Origin of the sequence: Gimesia benthica, assembly GCF_009720525.1 — a bacterium.
Lineage (GTDB): Bacteria > Planctomycetota > Planctomycetia > Planctomycetales > Planctomycetaceae > Gimesia > Gimesia benthica.
In genome coordinates this window covers 2,660,273-2,683,197 of the sequence record NZ_CP043930.1, presented here as the reverse complement: position 1 = coordinate 2,683,197, position 22,925 = coordinate 2,660,273, and the positions used below count along the sequence as shown (strand labels likewise).

At 56.6% G+C, this 22,925-nt stretch carries 19 protein-coding genes and 1 pseudogene; 7 read left to right on the top strand and 13 right to left on the bottom strand.

Annotation, left to right across the window (positions count from 1 at the left end):
* Window positions 1–314 precede the first annotated feature (314 nt).
* Complete coding sequence (locus F1728_RS10135) at window positions 315–596, bottom strand: hypothetical protein (protein ID WP_155363996.1); 282 nt, start codon at window positions 594–596, stop codon at window positions 315–317.
* 43 nt (window positions 597–639) lie between these two features.
* On the opposite strand from F1728_RS10135, the pseudogene metE reads away from it, so the two are divergent.
* The 4 genes and pseudogenes from metE (at window position 640) to F1728_RS10115 (ending at window position 5,982) form a co-directional block, all read left to right on the top strand.
* Window positions 640–2,957: pseudogene (gene metE / locus F1728_RS10130) on the top strand (5-methyltetrahydropteroyltriglutamate--homocysteine S-methyltransferase).
* A 135-nt stretch (window positions 2,958–3,092) separates the two neighbouring features.
* Window positions 3,093–4,133, top strand: coding sequence for an ABC transporter substrate-binding protein (locus F1728_RS10125; RefSeq protein ID WP_155363995.1), 1,041 nt, complete (start codon window positions 3,093–3,095; stop codon window positions 4,131–4,133).
* 21 nt (window positions 4,134–4,154) lie between these two features.
* Window positions 4,155–5,195 carry a FecCD family ABC transporter permease gene (locus F1728_RS10120; RefSeq protein WP_228030621.1) on the top strand — a complete coding sequence of 347 codons (1,041 nt, stop codon included), beginning with the start codon at window positions 4,155–4,157 and terminating at the stop codon, window positions 5,193–5,195.
* 10 nt (window positions 5,196–5,205) lie between these two features.
* Entirely contained in the window at window positions 5,206–5,982 is a 777-nt protein-coding gene (locus tag F1728_RS10115) for an ABC transporter ATP-binding protein (RefSeq protein WP_155363994.1), read from the top strand.
* Between the two features lie 19 nt (window positions 5,983–6,001).
* Here the strand turns inward: F1728_RS10115 and F1728_RS10110 are convergent, their stop codons facing one another.
* Window positions 6,002–6,322 carry a Dabb family protein gene (locus tag F1728_RS10110; protein ID WP_145036942.1) on the bottom strand — a complete coding sequence of 107 codons (321 nt, stop codon included), beginning with the start codon at window positions 6,320–6,322 and terminating at the stop codon, window positions 6,002–6,004.
* Between the two features lie 319 nt (window positions 6,323–6,641).
* Between F1728_RS10110 and F1728_RS10105 the strand changes: the two genes are divergently transcribed.
* Complete coding sequence (locus tag F1728_RS10105; RefSeq protein WP_155363993.1) at window positions 6,642–7,580, top strand: hypothetical protein; 939 nt, start codon at window positions 6,642–6,644, stop codon at window positions 7,578–7,580.
* On the opposite strand, the gene F1728_RS10100 is transcribed toward F1728_RS10105, so the two are convergent.
* From F1728_RS10100 to F1728_RS10050, 11 genes are all read right to left on the bottom strand, one after another.
* Complete coding sequence (locus tag F1728_RS10100; RefSeq protein WP_155363992.1) at window positions 7,577–7,915, bottom strand: hypothetical protein; 339 nt, start codon at window positions 7,913–7,915, stop codon at window positions 7,577–7,579. The genes F1728_RS10105 and F1728_RS10100 overlap by 4 nt on opposite strands.
* Before the next feature lie 86 nt (window positions 7,916–8,001).
* On the bottom strand, window positions 8,002–9,402 hold the full coding sequence (locus F1728_RS10095) for a DUF420 domain-containing protein (RefSeq protein WP_155363991.1): 1,401 nt from the start codon (window positions 9,400–9,402) through the stop codon (window positions 8,002–8,004).
* Between the two features lie 38 nt (window positions 9,403–9,440).
* Window positions 9,441–10,292, bottom strand: coding sequence for an ABC transporter permease (locus F1728_RS10090; protein ID WP_228030618.1), 852 nt, complete (start codon window positions 10,290–10,292; stop codon window positions 9,441–9,443).
* Window positions 10,289–11,257, bottom strand: coding sequence for an ABC transporter ATP-binding protein (locus F1728_RS10085; protein WP_155363990.1), 969 nt, complete (start codon window positions 11,255–11,257; stop codon window positions 10,289–10,291). The genes F1728_RS10090 and F1728_RS10085 overlap by 4 nt, the downstream gene beginning before the upstream one ends.
* Window positions 11,247–11,657, bottom strand: coding sequence for a cytochrome C oxidase subunit IV family protein (locus F1728_RS10080; RefSeq protein WP_155363989.1), 411 nt, complete (start codon window positions 11,655–11,657; stop codon window positions 11,247–11,249). The genes F1728_RS10085 and F1728_RS10080 overlap by 11 nt, the downstream gene beginning before the upstream one ends.
* Window positions 11,658–11,699: 42 nt before the next feature.
* Window positions 11,700–12,713: a cytochrome c oxidase subunit 3 gene (locus F1728_RS10075; RefSeq protein WP_228030616.1), complete on the bottom strand. Its 1,014-nt coding sequence runs from the start codon at window positions 12,711–12,713 to the stop codon at window positions 11,700–11,702.
* A 70-nt stretch (window positions 12,714–12,783) separates the two neighbouring features.
* The gene (gene cyoE, locus F1728_RS10070; RefSeq protein ID WP_149341784.1) at window positions 12,784–13,716 is read right to left on the bottom strand and encodes a heme o synthase; all 933 of its coding nucleotides are present in this window, start codon (window positions 13,714–13,716) and stop codon (window positions 12,784–12,786) included.
* Window positions 13,717–13,718: 2 nt separating this feature from the next.
* Window positions 13,719–14,678 (bottom strand): COX15/CtaA family protein, encoded by a 960-nt coding sequence (locus F1728_RS10065; protein WP_155363988.1) that lies wholly within the window; start codon window positions 14,676–14,678, stop codon window positions 13,719–13,721.
* A gap of 27 nt (window positions 14,679–14,705) precedes the next feature.
* Window positions 14,706–16,547 (bottom strand): cytochrome c oxidase subunit I, encoded by a 1,842-nt coding sequence (locus F1728_RS10060; protein WP_228030614.1) that lies wholly within the window; start codon window positions 16,545–16,547, stop codon window positions 14,706–14,708.
* A complete protein-coding gene (gene coxB, locus F1728_RS10055; protein ID WP_155363987.1) occupies window positions 16,544–17,380 on the bottom strand; it encodes a cytochrome c oxidase subunit II in 837 nt (278 codons plus the stop codon). The genes F1728_RS10060 and coxB overlap by 4 nt, the downstream gene beginning before the upstream one ends.
* Window positions 17,381–17,474: 94 nt before the next feature.
* Entirely contained in the window at window positions 17,475–18,827 is a 1,353-nt protein-coding gene (locus tag F1728_RS10050; protein WP_155363986.1) for a cytochrome c, read from the bottom strand.
* 531 nt (window positions 18,828–19,358) lie between these two features.
* On the opposite strand from F1728_RS10050, the gene F1728_RS10045 reads away from it, so the two are divergent.
* Together F1728_RS10045 and F1728_RS10040 are read left to right on the top strand one after the other, a co-directional pair.
* The gene (locus F1728_RS10045; protein WP_155363985.1) at window positions 19,359–20,366 is read left to right on the top strand and encodes a glutamate cyclase domain-containing protein; all 1,008 of its coding nucleotides are present in this window, start codon (window positions 19,359–19,361) and stop codon (window positions 20,364–20,366) included.
* 159 nt (window positions 20,367–20,525) lie between these two features.
* Complete coding sequence (locus F1728_RS10040) at window positions 20,526–22,925, top strand: M1 family metallopeptidase (RefSeq protein WP_155363984.1); 2,400 nt, start codon at window positions 20,526–20,528, stop codon at window positions 22,923–22,925.

The following is a 22,925-nucleotide window of genomic DNA, read 5'->3' as shown; positions in this document are numbered from 1 at the left end:
GACTGATTTTCAAGTTGACGAATCTTGTGTCGACTGTTAAGCTCGCTGTCCGTTGGAATTGATGAAACGTTGAACGCTGCGTTTCACTTCCTGTCTTTGTTTCGTTTTCACAGGAAAACAGCTATGACTCTCTACATGCAGCGCGTCCACTGGTGTGACCGACTGTATGTCTCGCCCGAATACAGACGGGTTGGAGACGCAGATGATGCAGAGTCTGACATGCGCCTGGTCTAAGACTGGCACTGCTGTTGCGCGCACCGCGAGTTGAGTGTGCGGCCCTCGTTCTCGATTGCGTGTTCGATCCTGCGCGAGTGTTAATGCCTGTAACCCCTGTCAGATCCCTGTTCGGTTTCTGCCTGCGCGCCTTGAGGTTGCGCCGGTAATCGTGCCGGCGTGGTTCCTGTCTGCAGTGCTCCGTCAAAGATCAGCGCGCTGTGTCTGATCTCGATCGCTTTTTGTTTTTTCACGGTCTGTGAACTCAGGGAAGGTCTGCGCACAACGTGCGCGCTGCTTTCAAAACTTTCACAGACACGTCGCCGCTGACGGTACGCACCGATGTCACGTGCGCTCGCGGTACGCGCGGTGGCGGAATGCATACCAACACAATCATTATCAATACACTTTGAAAGGAGCCAGCAGATGGCTATTGCTACCAATCTTGGATTTCCCCGTATCGGCGCACAACGAGAACTGAAACGGGCCGTTGAAAAATTCTGGTCCGGAAAAATTTCGGAAGCGGAATTACACAATGTCTGTCGTGAACTGCGTGAAACTAACTGGAAACGACAGCAGCAGGCGGGAATCGCGCACATTCCCTCCAACGATTTTCGCTTTACGACCAGGTACTGGATACCGCGGCGCTGGTCGGTGCGATTCCCCGGCGGTTTGAATGGTCAGGGGAAGAAGTTGACCTGGCGACTTACTTCGCGATGGCGCGGGGTGGCAAAGGGGGGCAGTCGGTGACCGCCTCAACCGAAGGTGTCGCGGCACTGGAGATGACCAAATGGTTCGATACGAACTACCATTACCTGGTCCCTGAGTTTGAGGGGGATCTGCAGTTCCAGCTCGCTTCGCGGAAGCCGATCACGGAGTACCTGGAAGCGAAGGCGCTGGGAATCGAGACGCGTCCCGTACTGCTGGGGCCGGTTTCGTTTCTGCTGTTGGGGAAGACCTGGGAGGCGGATATCGATCCCTTAAGCCTGCTCGATGCACTGTTGCCCGTGTATGCAGAAGTGCTGGCGGAACTGGCGGCTGCCGGGGCGGAGTGGGTGCAGATTGACGAACCGTGCCTGGTGCTCGATCTGACGGAAGCCCAGCAGGCGGCGTTTCAACGGGCCTACGATCGACTGTCGATTAATGGAAACCAGCTCAAAATTGTGCTGGCCACGTATTTTGGTGACCTGAAAGAGAACCTGTCGACGGCGGTGTCGCTGCCGGTCGAAGCGCTGCACATCGATCTGGTGCGGGCACCAGAACAGCTGGAAGACGTGCTGGCCCAACTGCCGGAAGAACTTTCACTCTCGCTGGGAGTCGCCGACGGGCGGAACATCTGGAAGAACGATGTCAGCCGATCGATTTCGCTGGTGGAAACCGTCGTGGAACGGCTGGGGACAGATCGCGTTTTGATCGGTCCTTCCTGTTCGCTGCTGCATACGCCCGTCGATCTGTCGCTGGAGTCGGGACTGGATCCCGAGGTTCGCCAGTGGCTGGCTTACGCGCAGCAGAAGCTGGAGGAGATCAACCTGATCACGCGAGCCATCAATGGCGGACGGAAATCAGTGGCTGCGGAACTGGCCTGGTACGATGAGAAGATGGAATCCCGACGGAAGTCCGAGCGCGTCCATCGTGCGGAGGTCAAGGAACGCTGTGCCGGGGTGACGGAAGAGATGCTGCGACGGCAGTCTCCTTATCCGGCGCGGCAGACGATCCAGACGCACGAACTGCAGCTGCCTTTGTTTCCGACGACGACCATCGGTTCGTTCCCGCAGACGGATGACATCCGCAAGGCGCGGGCCGCGTTCAAGAAAGGGGAACTGAAAGAAGCAGCGTATGAGGAGTTTCTCAAGAACTGCATTGCCAGTGATATTCGCTGCCAGGAAGAGATCGGTCTGGATGTGCTCGTGCATGGCGAAGCGGAGCGGAATGACATGGTCGAGTACTTCGGCGAACAGCTGGAAGGCTTCATCGCGACGAAGCATGGCTGGGTGCAGAGTTATGGCTCGCGGTGTGTGAAGCCGCCCGTGATCTTTGGTGATGTGCTGCGTAAGGAGCCGATGACGGTGAAGTGGACTGCTTATGCGCAGTCCTGTACCGAGAAGCTGATGAAGGGGATGCTCACCGGGCCGGTGACGATTCTGCAATGGTCGTTTGTGAGAGACGATCAGCCGCGGAGCGAAACCTGTCAGCAGATCGGACTGGCGATCCGGGATGAAGTACTCGATCTGGAAGCGAGCGGCATCCGGGTGATTCAGATCGATGAACCGGCGATCCGCGAAGGTCTGCCACTCAGGCAGGCCGACTGGGACGCGTATCTGCAGTGGGCGGTGGACTGTTTCCGGCTGGCTTCGGCAGGCGTGGAAGACGAAACGCAGATCCACACACACATGTGCTATTCGGAATTCAACGATATCATCGAAGCAATCGGGGCTCTGGACGCAGATGTGATTTCGATTGAGACTTCGCGGAGCAATATGGAGCTGCTGGATGCGTTCGTGCAGTATCAGTATCCGAATGAGATTGGACCCGGCGTATATGACATTCATTCGCCCCGGGTGCCAACCGTGGAGTCGATCGAGTACCTGCTGGAGAAGGCTCTCGAAGTTTTGCAGCCCCGCCAGTTGTGGGTGAATCCGGATTGCGGTCTGAAAACCCGCAAATGGGAGGAAGTCAAACCTTCGCTGGAGAATATGGTCGCGGCGGCGCAGCAACTGCGGGCCCAGTGGCTGTCACGCGTCTGAACGTGTGATTCATAGGAAAAGATGACTGAAAACGTAGTCAGCTGCGGAATGTTCGTTGTCGGACATTCCGGGCTGATCTACGATAGGGGCTAGTGGGGCTGTTCCCCGCGCGAAGAAATAGAAACAGACACTGATATGAAACATCAATTCGAATTGAAACTGATCCTGTTGTTACTGACGCTGGCCTGGTTGGTGGGCTGTGGTACGCAGGAAGCGGGTTCGGTTGCATCACAGACAGAGCAGGGGGCGCAGGCACCTGCGTCTGAGCTGCCGCCTGCTTCGGAGGCGACTGCAGTCGACGTCGTTGCGGAGGCGCAGTCGTTCCCGGTGACGGTGAAAGATTACCAGGGGCGGGATGTCACGCTGGCGAAACAGCCGCGGCGGATTATTTCGCTGCTTCCGTCGCATACGGAGACGCTGTTTGCACTGGGGGCGGGTGAGCAGATGGTGGGCTGCACATCTTTGTGCAATTATCCGCCGGAGACTGAGGAACTGAAACAGATTGCGCTGGCGAACCCGGGCAGCATCAGCCTGGAAGCGCTGGTGGAGTTACAGCCGGACCTGATTGTGACCGGCGGGGATTATCATCGACAGCTGGCGGCGCAACTGGAGACACTTAAGATTCCGGTGCTGGCCCTGGAGTCGCAGTCGGTGGCGGATATCGAAAAAGCGATGCTGGGAATCGGGCAGGCGACCGGGCATTCTCGACAGGGACAGAAATTGATCGCCCGGTTGAAGGATGAGATCGCTGGAGTACAGAAGCAGATCAAACCGTTTCAGAAAGAGGAGCGGCCCAAAGTTTTTTACCGGGTCTGGGATCAGCCGTTGATGACTGCCGGCCCGCATTCGTTTATCGGCGAGCTGATCACGCTGGCCGGGGGAGAGAATGTGTTCGCGGATGTGGAACCAGCTTATCCCCAGGTGAGTGAAGAGACTTTGATTCTGCGGAACCCGGAAGTGATTGTCATGCCGCGAATGAAAGAGGGGCCCGCGGACGCGCAGCAGGTGCTCGAAAAACTGCGTCAGCGTCCGGGGTGGTCGGACATGGCAGCGGTGAAAGGGGGACGCGTGTATCTGATTGAAGACGATGTGATTTCCCGGCCCGGCCCGCGGGTGGTGCAGGGACTTCAAAAACTGGCACAGGCGTTGTACCCTGAGGCATTTCCCGATCCTTAAGCTTGAGAGTGGATTCTGCAGGTGAGACCCACGCAACCCCGTTTTGCTGTCTGGCGGATACTCCCGTTCCTGGGAGGGCTGCTGCTGGCGCTGCTGGTGGGGATTCATTTTGGTGCGGTGCAGTTGTCGCTGTCCGAGATCTGGCAGGGTCTGACAGGGGCCGCAGCCGGCGCGCAGATCGAGACGATTCTATGGCAGATCCGACTACCGCGAGTGGTGCTGGCGGCTTGTGTCGGTGCGGGGCTGGCGATTGCGGGCGCTGCGTTTCAGGGAGTGTTTCGAAATCCGCTGGCTGATCCGTTTGTGATTGGTGCTTCGAGCGGTGCCGCTTTGGGGGCGACACTGGCTCTGCTTTGTCTGGCGGGAAGTGTGACGGTCATCACGAGCACCGGTCAGGTGCCCTGGCTGATCCTGGCGGCGTTTGGCGGGGCGATGCTGATTGTCGGGGCTGTGTTTGTGATTGCCTCGCTCAGTAACCTGGGACGAAGTGCGCCGCTGTTGACGTTGATTCTGGCGGGGATGGCACTCAGCAGTTTTACCGGAGCGCTGGTTTCGCTGATCATGTTTCTGAATCATGAGATGCTGAATACCATTTTCAACTGGCTGCTCGGGAGCTTTTCAGGCAGACACTGGAATGAAATCGCGATTGCCGGTCCGGTGATCCTGGTGAGCGGCGGTCTGATATGGATGTTGTCGCGGCCTTTGGATCTGTTGTCGTTCGGGGATGAGACGGCGATGTCACTGGGGCTGCCAAGCGGCAAGGTGCGGTTGTTGATTTTAGCGGCAGCCACGTTGTGTACGGCGGCCTGTGTGTCCGTGTCGGGGGTGATCGGATTTCTGGGGCTGATGGCACCGCACATGACGCGGATTCTTCTGGGCCCTAGACACGGACTGTTGATTCCGGGCAGTGCGTTACTCGGGGCGACGCTACTGGTGATTGCCGACACGCTGGCACGGACCGTGATTGCACCGACGGAGATCCCGGTAGGTGTGGTGACTGCCTTAATGGGCTGCCCGTTTTTTCTATTCCTGCTGATCAGCCGCGGCCGACAGTCGATGTGAAAGGTCTCCCATGCCTGAAATTCAACTGGAGAATGTGACGTGCGGCTATCCCAACCAGGAAGTTCTGCACCAGGTCTCACTGGCGGTAGAGCCGGGCAAGGTGCTGGTACTGCTCGGACCCAACGGGTCGGGGAAGACGACACTGCTGCGTGCGCTGTTTCAGTTGATCTCAGTGCAGCAGGGGACGATCCTGGTGGAAGGTCAGGATGTGCAGCGACTGTCTCGACGGGAGATGGCCCAGAAACTGGCACTGGCACCACAGTTGGAGATGCCTCAATGGCCGATGACGATTGAGGAGACCGTGCAACTGGGACGCTCGGCACATCGGGGCTGGGTGCAGCCGTTTAGCGGAGAAGATGCGGAGCATGTCGAGACGGCGCTGGCGCAGGCCGGATTAACAGAACTGCGGGCGAAGAAGATTACCGAGATCTCCGGCGGGGAATGGCGGCGGACGCTGATTGCCCGGGCGCTGGTGCAGCAGACCAAGGTGCTCTGCCTGGATGAGCCGACAACGGGCCTCGATCTGAAATACCAGGTGGAAGTGCTGTCACTGATCCGCGATCTGGCACACGAGCGGGAGTTGACGGTGCTGCTGACGATTCACGATCTGAACCTGGCCAGCTGTTTTGCCGACCAGATTGTGCTGCTGGCCGGGGGCGAGATCGCTGCGTTGGGAACCGCGGCGGAGGTTCTGACGGAAGCGCGTTTGAGCGAGGTCTATCAGACCCGGGTCAAAGTGGTGCCCCATCCGGAATACCAGACGCCGCTGGTGGTTCCCCTGCTGTGAGCGAGATGCACGTCATGGATCAGCTGGTGACGTAGCTGTCACAGACCTGGACTTTGGCCCAGGAGGCTTTGTTCTCTTCGATGAATTTCAGGTGATCGGGAGCGGTCTGGTAGATATCGTGCGATTCCTTGCTGTCGAAGACTACGTTCAGAGCGACGTGAAATTCCTGATTATTCACTTCCCGCTGGAACTCGGGACCCCGCTGGCCGGCGGAAAAATAGACGACGCCGGGATGGTCTTTGAGATATTTGTGACAGGCGTCCACCATGGTCTGAATTGCTTCCGGAGAGCCGTCATTGAGGGTGAAATAGACCATATGAGCCAGTTGTGTGTCTGCCATGGGGGTTCCTTTGGGGGTGTTCTAGTGTGTTAAGTGTAGAAATAGAATGATGTTAGGTACGGGCATGGCGGTGCTGCCCGGATTCAATCTCCCTATCTTCTCAAAAACGGGGGTAAATGTCACCGGTACCGGGAGTAAATGAATTTTGGAATTCCGGAAATTTAAAATAAAGCGACTTTAACGATTATGCCGATAAAGAAGAACGGTGGGTTATTCGTTCGGGAACCTCATTCGGGGAACCCAGGTTTCAGTGAGTCTGAAACAGGAACGAAATCAAGGAGTGCCTTTCAGCACACTTAGTCAAAAAAGGAGTTTTTCGATGTCCCCCTGGATTCGAAATGTCATTGTAGTCGCATCACTGTTTCTGATTTTTGCTGATAGTAACGAAGCCGACGCGCATCTGTTTCGCAGATTGTTCAACCGTGGTGGCATGGGTTGTTATTATCCGCAGCACAGCCGTTGTGGACATCGTTGTCGCAAACTGGCCCGGCGTTATTTCCGTCGTTGTGCTCCTGTCACTTCCTGCTGCCCGGGTGTGTGTACTCCGCCTCCGCCGCAGATCTGTTACCAGGACATTATCTGTACCGAATACCGTATGATTCCTCAGACACGGAACGTGCCTGTAACGACCTATCGTCAGGTGACCGTGGATGAAGGTGGCTGGCAGCGAGTCTGGGTTCCCAAGATGGTGACCAAACAGATTCCTCAGACCTGCTATCGTCAGGAAACCACTTACGTGCGTCAGCCTTACCAGGTTCGCAAACGGGTTCAGGTGATGGCTCCTCAGTCAACCTGCACGGACTGTGTGAATGGTATGAACGGACTGCCTTCGATGATCAGTCCTTCGCCAACCGTAATTCCATCCACACCGACACCTTCGACCGTGCCGACACCGACTCCGATGTCTTCTACGTCGCTGGATCTGGGCGCCTACCCGACTCTGGCACCTACTGTGACTGCACAGCCGGCTGCTTCCTGGGGAACGGGTGCCACAACTTCATACGCGAGTACTGCCAGTGTGGGAACTTATCCGATTTCTGGTCCGGCTCTGCCTCCCAGTCCTGCCATGCTGCAGGTACCACAGCTGACATCTAATTCCGGTTCCGACTGGCAGACGATTCCTTCGCTGAATGCGACTCCGGCGACATCCGCCTATGATGATTCTGCTTCACGGAGTGCTGCCGCGAGAGGGGCTTTCCGTCCTGCACCATCGGCTGCGACCGTCTGGAATACTCCGCGTCGCCAGCCTTTGAACTAATCGTGCGAGCGATCTGAATCCATTATCGAATTCGAACCGGGATCTGCGGCAGACTGCTGCGGGTCCCGGTTGTTTTCGTAATTGTGGAGTGCATCCTGTTCCCGGCGGTTCATTTTGTAGAAGGCAACGCCGAAGCCGCTGAAGATCATGGCGGGCATGGCAAGCATGAAAGCGATGCTGTACATGTAGGCCCGGGGTTTGCGATCATCGGTTTCGTTCAACTCCTTGCACATCGGGCAGGCTTGAGCCGGGCGAATCAGCGCAGGACTAGAGAACAGGCCAAGCAGGGCTGTGGCCAGAAAACAGGATCGCAGAAATCGAAATCGTTTGCACATGATGCTGAAACTCGGTTAACGGGAACGTCTTCAATATTATCAGGATAACAGACCGGCGGGGCTGTGCCAAATGATTACTGGTTTGATCAGGCGGCCCCGGGCAGATGATAAAGCATAAAATAGATCACCACGCCGGTGATGGAGACATACAGCCAGATCGGAAATGTGATTTTGGCGATGCGGCGGTGTGCTTCCCACTGCTGTTTGAGTCCGCGGCGGATGGTCATCCAGGCGAGAACAGGCACCGCGGCGGCCAGGACCACGTGGGTGATCAGAATGAAATAATACACGGGGCGAATCAGGCCTTCTCCCTGAAATTTACGGGAGGCATCGCCGGTGTAACTCTGCAGGGCAAAGTGGTAGATCAGATAGAAGACCAGAAACAGGACCGATGTGCCAAACGCGGTGAGCATCGTTTTCTTGTGTTTCTCCCGTTCCCCTTTGCGGATGAATCCGTAGCCGACCATCAGTAGAATCGTGGCCAGACCATTCAGGGCCGCGTTGATGGTAGGGAGTTGCATGACCCAGTCGGGAGCCTGACCTGCTGGGCTTGCTGCGGTAACAGTCTCGACGGTTTCCGTTTCGACTACGACCGGCTCCGCAGGGGCAGCGGGGGCGGATTCGGTTTCAGACTGTGCCAGCAGCAGAGGGAACAGTAAGGTGCTCAAAGAGATCATACCCGCTTTGGCCGGAGGCTTTGCGACTGGCTTGGGTTCTTCTTTGGCTGGTGCTTCTGCTTTCTTCTCAGAGTCTGTTTTGTCTTTCGATTCTGCTTTGACGAGCTTGCGGACTTCGCGGCGGAGCTCGGCCATTTCGGCGTCGTTGACGGCGTTGAACTTCTGGAGTACGCGGCCATCGGGGCCAACGAGCATCACGTTGGTGGTGTGAATGACTTCAAAGCCAGGCTTGCGGGCAGGACCGACATTTTCCTCCACAGGCATCAGAAAACTTTTTTCGATGAGGTGGAAGATCTCTTTCTGGTCGCCGGTGAGGAAGAGCCATTTCTCGGGATCGGCGCCCATCAGCTCGGCGTATTGAGAGAGGACTTCGGGAGTGTCATGATTGGGGTCGACCGTAATCGTGACCAGGCGGAAGTCGAGGTCTTTGAGATCTTTCTGCAGCTGGTAGAACTGACCGGAGACGCGGGGGCAGGGACCGGCGCAGCGGGTGAAGACGAAGCAGGCGACCCAGGGTTTTCCCAGCAGGTCTTTCTTCGTGATGGTTTTGCCACTGCGTTCGGTGAGCTTGAAATCTTCGATACCTGCTTGGGGCCAGATGGGACCTTTGACACTGACCTCTTCAGTCTCTTCCATGTTTTTTTCCGCCTCAGCCTGGGCTGCCTGTTCGGCTTTGCGCTGTTCGAGGGCCAGGTCGCTCTGCTTCTTGAGCTGCCAGGTGGCGAAGGCACTGACGGCGACGAGAACCCAGAGTGAAATCGTCAGAATCAGGGGAATGCGGCGGGGAGGTTTGTTTGGTGTTTCAGTCATTTTGAATACTTCAAATCTCGTTTGATGGTCGGTGTGATTCAACGGGCGTTACGGGTGGCCCGCTTTCCGGTCATCCAGATGGCAAGAACTACATAGATTATACACACGACGGCGGTGACGGTCAGGCAGACAATCATTGACGGATTGCCGGGGGCTGTCGGGAGCGTTTCTGCAGATGACAGAATCCGACGGAGACCGGTGACGCCGTAGGTTAAGGGGTTGGCGCGAATGATCCACGAGAGCCAGCCCGAATCGCCCGCGGGGAAAAAGGAGCCTGAGAGCAGCCACATGGGCATCAGGAAGACCGACATGATGGCGTGAAAGCCCTGAGTCGATTCCATGGGCCAGGCGATGAGGTAGCCTAAAGCGGTCAGACTGAAGCCGAGCAGGAACAGAAACAGAATCAGAGGGATCAGACCAGCGAGGGTGACACCTGTTTCAAAGTCGGGAGCCAGTCCGACGAGATTCAGCAAAGGTCCCAGGAAAAGGAACAGGACAGCTTGTAAAACGGCCAGAATCGTGCCGCCCAGCAGCTTGCCCAGGACGATCGAGGTGCGGGGAACCGGCGCGACGAGTACGCCCTGCAGGAAGCCTTCTTTGCGGTCTTCAATGATTGAGATCGTGGAGAAGATGGCGGTGAACATCAAAATCATCACGGCGACGCCGGGGAAGAAGTATTCCTGGTAGGTCATGCCGGCGGGCGCCCAGGCGGGGGCCTGGAACGAGCCGCGGAGTCCGGCTCCGAAGAGGATCCAGAACAGGACCGGTTGGATCAGAGCCCCGATGACGCGGGTGCGCTGTCTGACAAAGCGGACGACCTCGCGGTGGGCGAGTGTCAGGATCGGCAGGACGAACGCGGGTTTGTGGACAGCGGGCATGTTCTGATTCATTCCGATTCCTCCGCCTGCCAGAACTGGTGACCGGTTTCATGGATGAAGACATCTTCCAGCGTCGGTTTGCCCAGGGAAACGGAAGTGACCTGGTCGGGAAAGGCGTCGATCAGATCTTTGAGGAATTCGTGTCCGCGGGGGTGTTCCAGTCGGAGGCTGGCGTTGATGCGCTGTGGGGAAACGCCGAACTTCTCAGTGATGAGTCGGGCGAGTTCGTCGGGATGCTCGGCCTGGATGGTCAGACAGTCGCCGCCAACCGAAGCCCGCAATTCGTCGGGAGTACCACAGGTGACGAGTTCGCCCCGGTTTAAAATTCCCAGGCGGTCACAGTGTTCTGCTTCTTCCATGAGGTGTGTGGTGATCAGGATGGTGACGCCGTTCTCCTGCTGGAGTTGTTTGAGGTATTTCCAGAGATCATGCCGGGCGCCGGGGTCGAGGCCGGTGCTGGGTTCATCGAGCAGGAGTACACGGGGAGAGTGCAGCAGGCCCTTGGCGATTTCCACGCGCCGCTTGAGGCCGCCCGAGAGGGATTCCGCCAGATCCCCTTTGCGGTCGGTCAGACCCAGGCGGGACAGGGCATTGGCGATGCGGTCCCGCATGAGGGCTCCGGAGATGCCATACAGGTGAGCCTGGTGTTTGAGGTTTTCCTGGACCGTGAGTTTGCCGTCCAGGCTGGGTGACTGAAAAGTGACGCCGATCAGGTTACGGATTTCCTGCGATCGGGTGGCCAGGTCGAGTCCCGCGATTTCCGCAGATCCGGCCTGCAGGGGGAGCAGGGTCGAGAGCAGGCGAAAGAGTGTGGTTTTTCCGCCGCCGTTCGGACCCAGCAGACCGAAGATTTCGCCGGTGTGGACTTCGAAACTGAGCTGGTTCAAGGCGCGGCGTTGCCCGTAATGGTGCGAGATATCCTGCACGACAATCCGCGACGCGCGGGCGGTTTCCTGCGGGGGCGTGTTACTCAACATGACTCGTTTCGGGCTGGTCGGGCGCAGTGTCGGCTGAGGCCTGCTGTGCCTGTTCCAGGTAATCAATCTGGGGGGCTTCACTGGTGTAGTAATGAATGCCGATATCGGGGGTCATGGCGATGGTCAGCCCCATGGCGAGGATGATCGTCGGGCTGAGCAGAACGTATTTCCATTTGCCTTCAAACTTGAGGTGCATGAAGTAGATCAGCACGAACAGAGCTTTGGCACAGGCGACGGCGAGCACGAGGAACGCCAGCAGGATGACACCCTTGATGCCGACCACATTTTTCTCACGCAGATCGATGATATCGAAAAGAATCGAGAGCACGGTGCAGAAGCAGAGGGCGTAGAAGATCTTCGTGTAGATGCTGGAGGCGGGATGAGCTGGTTCTTGGGACATCTTACTTCGGTCTTTCCGAACTTGAAGGAGATCGCTGGATGATCAAAGGATGTAAATCAACGGGAACAGGAAGATCCAGACCAGGTCGACGAAGTGCCAGTAGAGGCCGATGTTTTCGACATAGTCATTCCACTTTTCGCAGAGTCGTTTTCCCTGGACGAGGACAATCGCGAACAGGAGCATGCCGATGATGACATGCAGTGCGTGAAAGCCGGTGAGCAGGAAGTAGACGGAAGCGAAGAGGTTGCCATAAATAATGGGTTGCAGATGATGCACGGGGGCCAGGAGAGAACCGTATTCGGGGTTTTCTCTCAGGGTATCCAGGGCTTTGTTCATTTCGGGAACGGTGATCGATTCTTCGAGTGCCTGGTTATTCAGTTTGCGGTATTCAGTCTCGAGATCGAAGTAGGCCTGGAGTTCTTTTTTGCGGGCTGCCGGTGTGTCTTCGGCTGAGAGTTCTGTCTGCAGCTGTTGGCGGAGCTCTTCGACCGGGGGAACGATGGCTTCGGTTTTTTCATCGGTGACACCGGCTTCTTCGACCGATTCCGCGTCTTCGGTGGGTTCGGTTTTTTCCGGATCCTTGACGCCTGACAGGGCGATGGCGCGGTTGTCGATGACCTGCTTCATTTCCCGCATCGATTTGTCGATGGCCATTTGAGGCGTTTCGGGAATGTGTCCGGGGAGAATATCGTATTTGAATTTGCCTGAGTACTCGTAGGATTTGATTCCCAGGAAGAGACAACCCAGAACGAAGGTCAGCAGCAGGTATTTGCGTGCCTTGGAGAAGTTTTGGGCCTTCATCCCTTCGAGGGCCATGACGACGAAGTAACTGGAGAGAATCAGGACGAAGGTATTCAGTCCGCCGGCCCAGATCCGCAGGTGGGTCACGTCGGGGTCGGTGGGCCAACCGGGAGAGCCGGCACGCAGGACGATGTAGGCCCCGATGAACGCGGAAAAGAACATGATCTCGGTCGCCAGAAAGAGCCACATGCCCAGTTTGGAATGTGGAATGGGAAGTCCCATGCGGTATTGTGGCGAATTACTTTCGTGACTCATTGTCGTCTTTCACTTTGCTTCGCAGGCAGTTAAACGGTCGTGGTCTTCAAAACAGTGATGCTGAACGTTCTCAGTTAAACAGCTGCAGGCGATCCCAGGTGAGGGTGATCAGCAGCACGGGGAGATAGATCAGCGAACACCAGATCAGCTCCCGGGCGGTCTTACGGGTTTCATTGCCCAGGAAGCGGATCGAGAAGATCAGGTAAGCGATTCCCAGCACCAGCGCGACGCCGGAATAGACGCTGCCGGCCAGAGAGACGTACTGTGGCAGGAGGCTGACGGGAATCAGGAGGGTGGCATAAATCACGCACATCCAGCCAATCATGCGTGGTCGGGGATCAGCGGCGGGCAGCATTTTGAGCCCGGCCTGGTGATACTGATGGCGGTACAGCCAGGCGATCGCCAGGAAGTGCGGGAACTGCCAGAGGAACATGATGGCAAAAATGGAGAAGGACGCGGTATTCAGATTTCCGCCGGCAGCGGTCCAGCCCAGGATCGGGGGCATGGCGCCGGGGATGGCTCCGATGGTGGTACAGAACGAGGTGCAGCGTTTGAGCGGCGTGTAAACCACAACGTAGAGCACCAGCGTCAGCATGGACAGAAACGCGGTCAGCAGATTGACCATCAATGCGAGATAGAAGATGCCGATCAGGGCACAGAGGATGCCGAACACCAGCACTTCGGAGACGGAGAGTCGTCCGGAGGGAAGCGGGCGACCTGTGGTGCGGGGCATCAGTTGATCGCTTTTGATTTCCAGCAGCTGATTGAGTGAGTTACAGCCTACGGCGACCAGTCCGATGCCGAACAGGGCGTGGATCAGCGGGAGCAGCGACCAGGAATGGGCGCTCCCCAGGGTGTAACCCAGGGCAACGGAGATCAACGCCATTGTCGAAATGCGGGGCTTCGTCAGTTCGAGGTAATCGGCGAGCCGTGCCAGGCTGATGGGCCGGGCTGCGGCTTTCGGTTCTTCAACGGCGATATAAGATTGTTGAGTCGTAGACATTTTCAGGCATTACCTTCAGTCTCAGGTAAGGAATCAGTAGCAGAGAGAGTTTGCTCTGACGAACGATTTTTATTTAACTGGTGCAGCCGGAAGACCCGGACTGAATACAGGGTGGTGGTCATCAGGAACAGAATCCCCGTGATCAGGTGCGCGGTGCGGAACAGCGACTGTTGCAGGGAGCCGGGTTCACCGATAATTCCGGCAGCGGGGAGTCCGAACCGGGTCAGCCAGGCGCCGATGCCGAGCATGATCTGGAAGATTCCCAGATGCAGCATACCCATGGCAGGGCGTTTCAGCCATTTAATTCCTGTCTTGCGGGCCGTGCGGAATTCGATAATCACAAAAACCAGGACCACCAAGGCAAAGCTCATGTGGGGATGCAGGCCGACTTTGAAGTGGCTCAGGAAGCCTCCCAGGAAATACTGAAAGAGGACGACTAGCGGGACCGTGATCGCCAGGCGGCGTCCGTAGCCTGGGGCAAGCTCGGGAGGATCGTTGCTGTTTTCGATCCAGCGTTTGCCGGTTGCCATGGTGAGGAATGCCATCAGGGTGAAGACGCAGGCGGCGAACAGTCCGTGTGACATCGCCAGTCCGACGCTGTTTTCTGTCACGCGTGTACCACCCAGAATGCCTTGGATGATCACGCAGATCAGGACAGCGATCGCAACCTTGCGAATCCATTTTTGCGGTTGCACTTTGAAGGCGACGATCACCAGGATGATGGACAGGAAGCCCACCAGTGTTCCCAGCAGTCGGTGCACATGCTCAAAAAACTTATCCGTGGGGAGCCCGAAGACGGGGTACGTAAACATGTTCTGTCCGTCGGATCCGGGCCAGCCATCGACGGCCATGCCGTAGCCTTCGGTAGTAACGTGTCCGCCCATAATCATCAGTGGCAGCGTAGCGACGGTGGTCGCCAGTGCGATGCGAAAGAGCCACGGATGGTATTGTTGCTGGTTCATAAAACTATTTAACACTTCGTTAGCGGGTTAACTGGAAGTTTCCTGATCGTTGTCAGTGTTGTTCTCTGGTTCTGTGTCAGACGGTTTGGGTGGTTCACACTCTTTCTCGGTCTGCAGCAGGAAATCTTTGTCGCCGTTATGCACGGCGTATTCATTGGGCCCATGGAAGACGATGGGCGGTTCGTCAAAGTTGCCGTGAGGCGGTGGTGACGGTGCGGTCCATTCCAGGGTGGTTGCATTCCAGGGGTTCCGTCCGGCTTTGGGACCGAAGAACATGCTGTAGAAAATATTGATGAACAGCAGGATCTGGGCCGACCCCATGAGGATGGCCGAGATGGTCATGAACTGGTTCATGGGGAGCAGGTGTTCGAGGTAGCCGTGCAGATAGGGATCGGCATAGCGGCGGGGCATGCCCTGCATTCCCAGGAAGTGCATCGGGAAGAAGGTTCCGTTGGCACCGATGAAGGTCAGCAGGAAGTGGGTTTTGCCCAGTTTTTCGTTCATCATGCGTCCGAACATTTTGGGGAACCAGAAATGGATTCCCGCAAAGACGCCGAACAGCGTGGCACCAAAGAGTACATAGTGGAAGTGGGCCACGATGAAGTAGGTATCGTGGAAGTAGACGTCCACGGGGATTGCCGCCATGAAGATTCCGCTGAGACCGCCGACCACGAACATCGACAGGAAGCCGATGCAGTTGAGGGTGACGGTATTGAATTCGACTTTGCCGCCCCATACGGTGGCGGTCCAGTTGAAAGTTTTCACGGCAGAGGGGAGGGCGATCATCATAGTGGCGACCATGAAGGCCATCCCGACGGCGGGGTTCATACCGCTGGTAAACATGTGGTGTCCCCAGACGATGAAGCCCAGGCTGGCGATCGCGGACATGGAGAAGATCATCGGTCGGTAACCGAAGATCGGCTTACGGACCATACAGCTGAGCATATCCGAGATCATGCCCATCACGGGGAGTAACATGATATAAACGGCGGGGTGCGAATAGAACCAGAACAGGTGCTGCCAGAGCAGGGGCTGTCCTCCGCCGATGGTCGGATCAGCGTTGTTGATGATCAGTCCCGAGGGGTAGAAGAAACAGGTGCCCAGCAGACGATCGGTGACCTGCATGAAGCCGCCTGCGGTCAATACGGGCAGAGCGAAGGCTTGCAGAATCGCGGTGATGAACAGACCCCAGATGGTCAGAGGCAGACGGAAGAACGTCATGCCGGGGGCCCGCATGTTGATGATGGTGGTCATGTAGTTGATCGACCCCATCATGGATGAGAAGCCGACAAAAGTGACGCCCAGCAGCCAGAGGGTCTGAGCGGTTCCGGATCCGGGGGCTGCCTGGGGGAGGTCGGCCAGAACCGGGTAAGCGGTCCAGCCTGCTGCCGGCCCACCGGCGTAGGCGAAGCTCATACCGAAACAGATAATGGCGGGCCAGATGAACCAGTAGCTGAGCATATTGAGTTTGGGGAACGCCATATCGTCGGCACCGATCATCAGCGGGATGAGCAGGTTGCCGAAGGTTCCGGCGAGGATCGGGATGATGACGAGGAAGATCATCACGGTGGCATGCATCGTGAAGAGCATGGTGTAGAACTCAGGCGAGATCTGTCCTGCTTCGGCGGAGAAGAGCCAGGGGCCGACGATGGGCATCGATTCCCAGGGGAAGGCGAGCTGCCAGCGGACGGCCAGCGCGAGGGCACCCCCGACGATCAGCATCAGCAGTGTTGTGAACAGGAACTGAATGGCGATGATCTTGTGGTCGGTGGAGAAGATATACTTCGTAAAGAAATTACCGGGCGCATGATGTGCCTGAGGCTTCAGGATCGGTTGCAGGCCGGTGGGGGATGGGTGCACAACGCTCATTTCTCGGTTGCCTCACTCTCAGAATCATTCTCGTTGGCGGCAATCTTGCCCAGCCCGTCGTAAAACTGCTGTTGGGTGAGATTTTTCAGATAGTTCTGGTAGTCTGCTTCTGATTCCACGATCACGTGGGCTTTCATCTTGTAGTGCCCCCAGCCACAGAGTTCGGCACAGACCAGGTCGTAGACGCCTTCTTTGTTGGCTTCGAACCAGACCGGGATCTGCAGGCCGGGCAGGGCGTCCTGTTTGATTCGCAGGGCGGGCAGGAAGAACGAGTGCTGAACGTCTTCGCTGCGGAGCTGAATCATGACCGGCTTGCCGAAGGGGACGTGCAGTTCGTTGACGGAATACAGATCGTCGGACTGCGGTTTGGGTTGCAGTTCCTTGCCGATGGCGGGGTAACGGAAACGCCATTCGAACTGACGCGCGGTGACTTCCGCGATCGGTGCTTTGACGGCTGCTTCGGGAAAGTATTTCTTGATACGGAAATCGGCCCAGAGGTTCATCTGATACAGGGCGAGGAACAGCAGGATCACACCGGGGATGATGGACCAGATCAGTTCCAGTTTGTGGTTGCCGTGGGTGTAGGTAGCCCGTTCGTCGCGATTACTGGAACCACGCCAGAGAGCATAAACGAGTACTGCCTGTGTACCAACGAAAACGACCGCGGTCACGAACAGGATCAGGTAGAACAGCCCGTCGATGCGGATTCCGAGGTTACTGGCTGCCTGGGCGTTATCGTAGGGAAACGACCAGCCCACCATGGGAGCCATCGCACAAGATACGACAGCCGCCACTGGCCAGAACAGAAAAAATAAACACCATCCTTTACCCACTACAGGTCTCCCCTCTGGTTTTCTGGTTGAGGATATGATTCGTTTTCATTATCAGTCGTTGAAACAGTTGATCCGGTCAGGTTGGGGTCTGAACTTATTTGCTGGAATAAGGCAGGCTCATCACGTAATTGACCAGGTCCCATAATTCTTCATCCGAAAGCGGCCCGCCGAAGGCCGGCATCGGTGTTCCCTTAATGCCGGAGTACATCCGGCGGTAGACGTCGATCGGGCGACGTCCGCCCCGGTAGATACCACGGTGCAGATCGCGGGGCGGTAACTGGTTGCCCCAGATGTCGTGCAGTCCGCGGTTGGGATATTTCTCATTCGTGGCCGGATTGGTCCAGAAGTCCTGGGTCGCCGTTCCGTTGCCGCGTCCCTGAGGGCCGTGGCAGGTAGCGCACTTGGTTTTATCGCCGAGATAGAGTTTGCGGCCCCGTTCGCGTGATTCGGGGGTATCGGGAACCCGTGGCGTTTCGGGCACGACCACAGCGTCCTCCATGTTGGCTTCTTCCCAGGCTTCCGCGACGCTCGAGGTTGCGAATTCGAGCGTATCCGGGAAGTCGAGTTCCATGTATTCCTTGAGCTCTTCCATGACGTCTTCGCGAGATTCGCCGCCATCTTCGCTGGTGCGTTCAGCGACCACTTTCTTGGAATAGTCGAAGAAGAGTTCATCAACGATTTTCTTTTCGGTCTCTCCGCGGATGGAAAGCCAGACGACGTAGTTTACGATGGCGGAGACTTCATCATCGGTGAGCAGTTTGAAGGAGGGCATATAGGTGCCCGCGATACCTTCCTTGACGGTGCGTTCCAGGTCGGCGTTCTGTGCTTTGGCCGTCGGTTTGGTCGACGTGTATTTGTAGATGCCCTGGCGGAAGTCGCGGGGTGGGGGATTGAGGTAGCGCGAAGTCGGTCCTGTGCCTTCACCGCTCATGCCGTGACAGTGCATGCAGTGGCGGTTGTAGAGATCGCGACCGAACTGCAGCCGCGTGCATTCCACCAGGAAGGTATCGCCGGGCTGGGGATCGATGTCTGCGGTCTTGTCCACGGCGATGGTGCCGGTTTCGTAGTTGTATTCTTTGATGCGGGAGATCTGTCCCTGCCCCTTGCCCGAGGTCCATTCCAGGGGGAGTCCGAGCAGCTTGGGGTAGGCGTCCTGCAGGCCTTCGACCTGGAAGCGGATCAACTTCTCTTCGCCGGAGCTGGCCTGGACGGTTTTGACGGAGCCTTCAACGTCGCCGAAGTCGGTGGGGAGCCCTTCAAACTGAGTGAGTTCAAAGGGATTGCCAAACTGTCTGACCAATGCTTCTTTCACCGGTTTGGCGGCTTCCGGAACGAGTTCGTTGGTCTTTTCGGAAAAGACGAAGTTGACCTGAGGCTGTTCGCACCCGGTCAGACTGAACAACGGAAAGAGGAGCAACAAGCTTAGACGACTTAACCCAAATCTCACAGAAGTGAATCCTCACTTTATATTACAAGACTGATTTCTGATCGGGTAACACTCGGGGGTAACCCCGTCTGCTCACGGATCCCGATAATCCGCTTGCGAAGCAGCCACACTGATGGTCTTCAAGTTCAATGAAAATACCCGGTTGAGCGGTTTAAAACCGCCATTATGTCTCAGACAGGTTTGCTTAAGCGGGGTGGGAGGTCTTGCGACCTGATTACCTTAGTAATTCTGGCGATGCCCAGACGTTCTGACAACCAGCGAATCCCTGTAGAGGGTCTTTTCTCACAAGCAGGAAGGTCATTTCGTCGCTGGTCCCAATCGCGGGAATCACAGCTGTAATATGGTATTTTCTTTGCCTGGCTTTTTCAATCGGCACGGCCTGTCGTTTCCTGAGGAACCAGTGTAAACTGTGGGATCGGCGGTCTCGGGCGAGACTTCCGCTGATTCCTGCATGCATAGAGTTTGACTGAGTTTAAGTGACGCGTTCTCTCTCCCTGTTGTCCACATATCAGTGGAAGTAGATGGGCCGGAATGGGCAACCCGCAAACGGAACTGATTCGAGAATTTGATCGCCTGATCCGCAGGGATCCGGGTAAACGGGGGCTCATTGATTCGGAAGCCCGGTTTGGGCCTTTGTGCACTGATCATTTACTCCATGCCGCCGAGGACCTGGTGCAGGCAGGCACCCATGTGGCAATTACCACCGGTTTTTATATTCCCGCTGCGGAAATCCCGTCTGCAGAGACGGATGGGCCGCCGGGATCGATTCTGCTGGCGATGGTTCTGCAGGAGTGTGGCATCCATACATCCATTGTGACCGATGCGTTGTGTGCACCCGTGGTGGCAGCGACGGCGCGGGCATTTGCTTATCCGGAGAGCCAGATCGATGTGATTGAGGGGGATGACCCCGGCTGGGTGACCCGGTTTTATGCGACCCGGAAGGTCAGCCATCTGGTAGCGGTGGAACGGGTCGGCCCCAGCCATACCCCGGACTCCTGGGGCCGACAGGAGCGGGTGGCTGGTTTGGAGCCGACCGCATTTCACGAAAAAGTCCCCTGCGACCACCATGATCGCTGTCACAACATGCGGGGAGAGATCATTGATTCTCATACGGCGCCTCTGCACCAGTTGTTTGAACGTCTGCCCGACTTTTTTCCGGAAGCGAAGTCGATTGGGGTCGGGGATGGCGGAAATGAGATCGGCATGGGGGCGATTGCCTGGGAAGAACTGGCCCGCCGGATCGCTTCGGCGCATGCAGGGCTGATTCCGTGCCGGGTGGCTACGGACTGGAACATTGTGGCGGGAACGAGTAACTGGGGGGCGTTGGCCCTGGCGGCGTCGGTCGCGTTGTTGAAAGATCAGAGTGCGACCCTGTTTCGCTGGCAGCGGGAGGAACAGTTGCGGATTCTGGAAGTGATGGTCCGTGAAGCGAACGCCGTCGATGGTGTGACCCGCCAGCGGGAGGCGACGGTGGACGGGCTCCCCTTTCTGACTTACATGCAGCCTTGGGAGGGGATTCTCTCATTTCTGGCCCGCTGAATTCTGCTTTTCTGCGTAAGACAACCAGCGAAAGTCGGCCCGGAAACGGGAAATGGCTTGCATTTCGACAGTGAAACCGGGTTAAAATGGGTTGATTCTCAATCTGATTTTGCTCGCATTCCCGACGCTTAGACTTCAAGACGAACAGTGATTATCTCCATGAACGCTCTCCGCAATCTGTCCGCCCGGCTCCTGGTGACTTCCCGTTTCTGCCTGTTGACCCTGTTGCTCCTCTCCGGATCGACGCTCTACGGGCAGGCCGTCAGTAACGATAAATTCAAGCAGGAAGACAAATTCCGACAGCTGGATGAAGTGCTGCCTACGCCGAACGGGTTTCGGAATGCATCCGGCGCACCGGGAGAAAAGTACTGGCAGCAGCAGGCGGATTATGAGATCGACGTGGAGCTGGACGACAAGCTGCAGAAAATCATCGGTTCGGAAAAGATCACTTACACGAACAACTCGCCCGATACGCTGAGCTATCTCTGGCTGCAGCTCGATACCAACATTCTCTCTTTCGACTCAGATGCACACCTGACCGGAACGGATTCTCCTTTGGGGAAAGTGGGCTACAAGTCGATGCAGCAGTTGATGGCCAAGGAGACATTTGACGGCAGCATGAAGGTGACTGCGGTCCTGGATGCCGAGGGGAACAAGCTGCCGTATCAGATTATCAAAACCATGATGCGGATCGATCTCCCCCGGCCGTTGAAGACCGGCGAGAGCACACAGTTTTCGGTGGACTGGAGTTACCTGATCAACGATTCCGAGAGCCGCCCCGCGCGTACCGGTTACGAATATTTCAAAGACGATAAGAACTTTCTGTATGAGATCGCCCACTGGTATCCGCGCATGGCGGCTTACACCGACAACACGGGCTGGCAGCATAAGCAGTTCCTGGGACGCGGAGAATTCACGCTGGAATTTGGTGACTTTCTGACGCGGATCACGGTGCCCGACGATCATGTGGTCGCGTCCTCCGGGGTACTACAGAATCCGGAAGAGGTGCTGACCGAGACGCAGCGCACGCGTCTGACAGAGGCCAAAACCGCGAAAAAGCCGATGTTTATCATCACTCCAGAAGAAGCGAAAGCGAACGAGAAATCAAAGCCGAAGGGCAAGAAGACCTGGGTTTTCAAGGCGGACAACGTCCGCGATTTCGCGTTTGCCAGCTCGCGTAAATTCATCTGGGATGCCCAGGGGCATCAGCTGGAAGGTAAGACTGAGCCGATTATGGCGATGTCTTATTACCCCAACGAAGGGGAGCCGCTCTGGAGCAGGTATTCGACGCACGCCATTATTCATACGCTGAATGTCTTTTCGAAGTATACCTTTCCCTATCCCTACCCGGTGGCGATTTCAGTGAACGGCCCGGTGGGGGGGATGGAATATCCGATGATCTGCTTTAACGGTCCCCGTCCCGAAAAAGATGGTACTTATTCCAAGCGGACCAAGTACGGGTTGATCTCGGTCATCATTCACGAAGTCGGACACAACTATTTCCCGATGATCGTCAACAGTGACGAGCGTCAGTGGACGTGGATGGATGAAGGCATCACGACGTTCCTGCAGTTCCTGACCGAGCAGGAGTGGGAAGACGAATATCCGTCCCGCCGCGGAGAACCCCGCGACATGGTGGATTACATGAAGAGTGGTTACCAGGTGCCGATCATGACGAACTCGGAGTCGATCCTGCAGTTTGGTAATAATGCCTATGGCAAGCCGGCGACCGCGCTGAATGTGTTGCGGGAAACCGTGCTCGGTCGTGAGCTGTTCGATTACGCGTTCAAGGAGTATTCCCGGCGCTGGATGTTCAAACGGCCGACGCCTGCGGACTTCTTCCGCACCATGGAAGACGCGTCCGGCGTCGATCTGGACTGGTTCTGGCGGGGCTGGTTCTACACAACCGACCATACCGACATGGCAATCGAGAACGTGCGGCAGTATCAGCTGGAGACCGGTGATCCCTACGTGGATAAGGTTCGGCGGAAGAAGCGTCGCGATGAGGAGCCCGAGTCGCTGTCGGAGATGCGGAATAAAAAGCTGCCTAAACGGACCGAAAAGTTTCCGGAGCTGAAGGATTTCTACAACGAATACGATGAGCTCGACGTGACCGATGCGGACCGCAAGAAATTTGAATCCCATCTCAAGGAACTGGACGCCGATGAGAAGAAGCTGCTGGAAACACAGAATTACTTTTACCTCGTCGATTTGAAGAACCATGGCGGACTGGTGATGCCCGTGATTCTCAAGCTGACCTTCGACGACGACTCCAGCCGGATGTTGCGGATTCCGGCGGAGATCTGGCGGTACAACAACCAGAGTGTTTCCAAGCTGATTCTGACAGAGAAACCCCTCAAAAGCCTGACCCTGGACCCGCACCGGGAGACTGCAGATACACAGCTGTCCAATAACGAGTTTCCCCGGACGATTGGCAAATCTTTCTTCCAGCTGGAAAAATCGAAGAAGTCGAAGAACGAAATGCAGAAACAGCGTCAGGCAGAGGAAGCGGAAAAGAAAAAGGACGACAAGAAACCGGCTGAGAAAAAAGAGGAATAG

Coding starts and splice junctions, on each gene's coding strand:
- F1728_RS10090 (WP_228030618.1), bottom strand. CDS start 10,292: ATGAATCAGAACATGCCCGCTGTCCACAAACCCGCGTTCGTCCTGCCG.
- F1728_RS10045 (WP_155363985.1), top strand. CDS start 19,359: ATGGGCAACCCGCAAACGGAACTGATTCGAGAATTTGATCGCCTGATC.
- F1728_RS10125 (WP_155363995.1), top strand. CDS start 3,093: ATGAAACATCAATTCGAATTGAAACTGATCCTGTTGTTACTGACGCTG.
- F1728_RS10080 (WP_155363989.1), bottom strand. CDS start 11,657: ATGTCCCAAGAACCAGCTCATCCCGCCTCCAGCATCTACACGAAGATC.
- F1728_RS10040 (WP_155363984.1), top strand. CDS start 20,526: ATGAACGCTCTCCGCAATCTGTCCGCCCGGCTCCTGGTGACTTCCCGT.
- F1728_RS10100 (WP_155363992.1), bottom strand. CDS start 7,915: ATGTGCAAACGATTTCGATTTCTGCGATCCTGTTTTCTGGCCACAGCC.
- F1728_RS10135 (WP_155363996.1), bottom strand. CDS start 596: ATGCATTCCGCCACCGCGCGTACCGCGAGCGCACGTGACATCGGTGCG.
- cyoE (WP_149341784.1), bottom strand. CDS start 13,716: ATGTCTACGACTCAACAATCTTATATCGCCGTTGAAGAACCGAAAGCC.
- F1728_RS10065 (WP_155363988.1), bottom strand. CDS start 14,678: ATGAACCAGCAACAATACCATCCGTGGCTCTTTCGCATCGCACTGGCG.
- F1728_RS10075 (WP_228030616.1), bottom strand. CDS start 12,713: ATGAGTCACGAAAGTAATTCGCCACAATACCGCATGGGACTTCCCATT.
- F1728_RS10115 (WP_155363994.1), top strand. CDS start 5,206: ATGCCTGAAATTCAACTGGAGAATGTGACGTGCGGCTATCCCAACCAG.
- F1728_RS10105 (WP_155363993.1), top strand. CDS start 6,642: ATGTCCCCCTGGATTCGAAATGTCATTGTAGTCGCATCACTGTTTCTG.
- F1728_RS10060 (WP_228030614.1), bottom strand. CDS start 16,547: ATGAGCGTTGTGCACCCATCCCCCACCGGCCTGCAACCGATCCTGAAG.
- F1728_RS10110 (WP_145036942.1), bottom strand. CDS start 6,322: ATGGCAGACACACAACTGGCTCATATGGTCTATTTCACCCTCAATGAC.
- F1728_RS10095 (WP_155363991.1), bottom strand. CDS start 9,402: ATGACTGAAACACCAAACAAACCTCCCCGCCGCATTCCCCTGATTCTG.
- F1728_RS10085 (WP_155363990.1), bottom strand. CDS start 11,257: ATGTTGAGTAACACGCCCCCGCAGGAAACCGCCCGCGCGTCGCGGATT.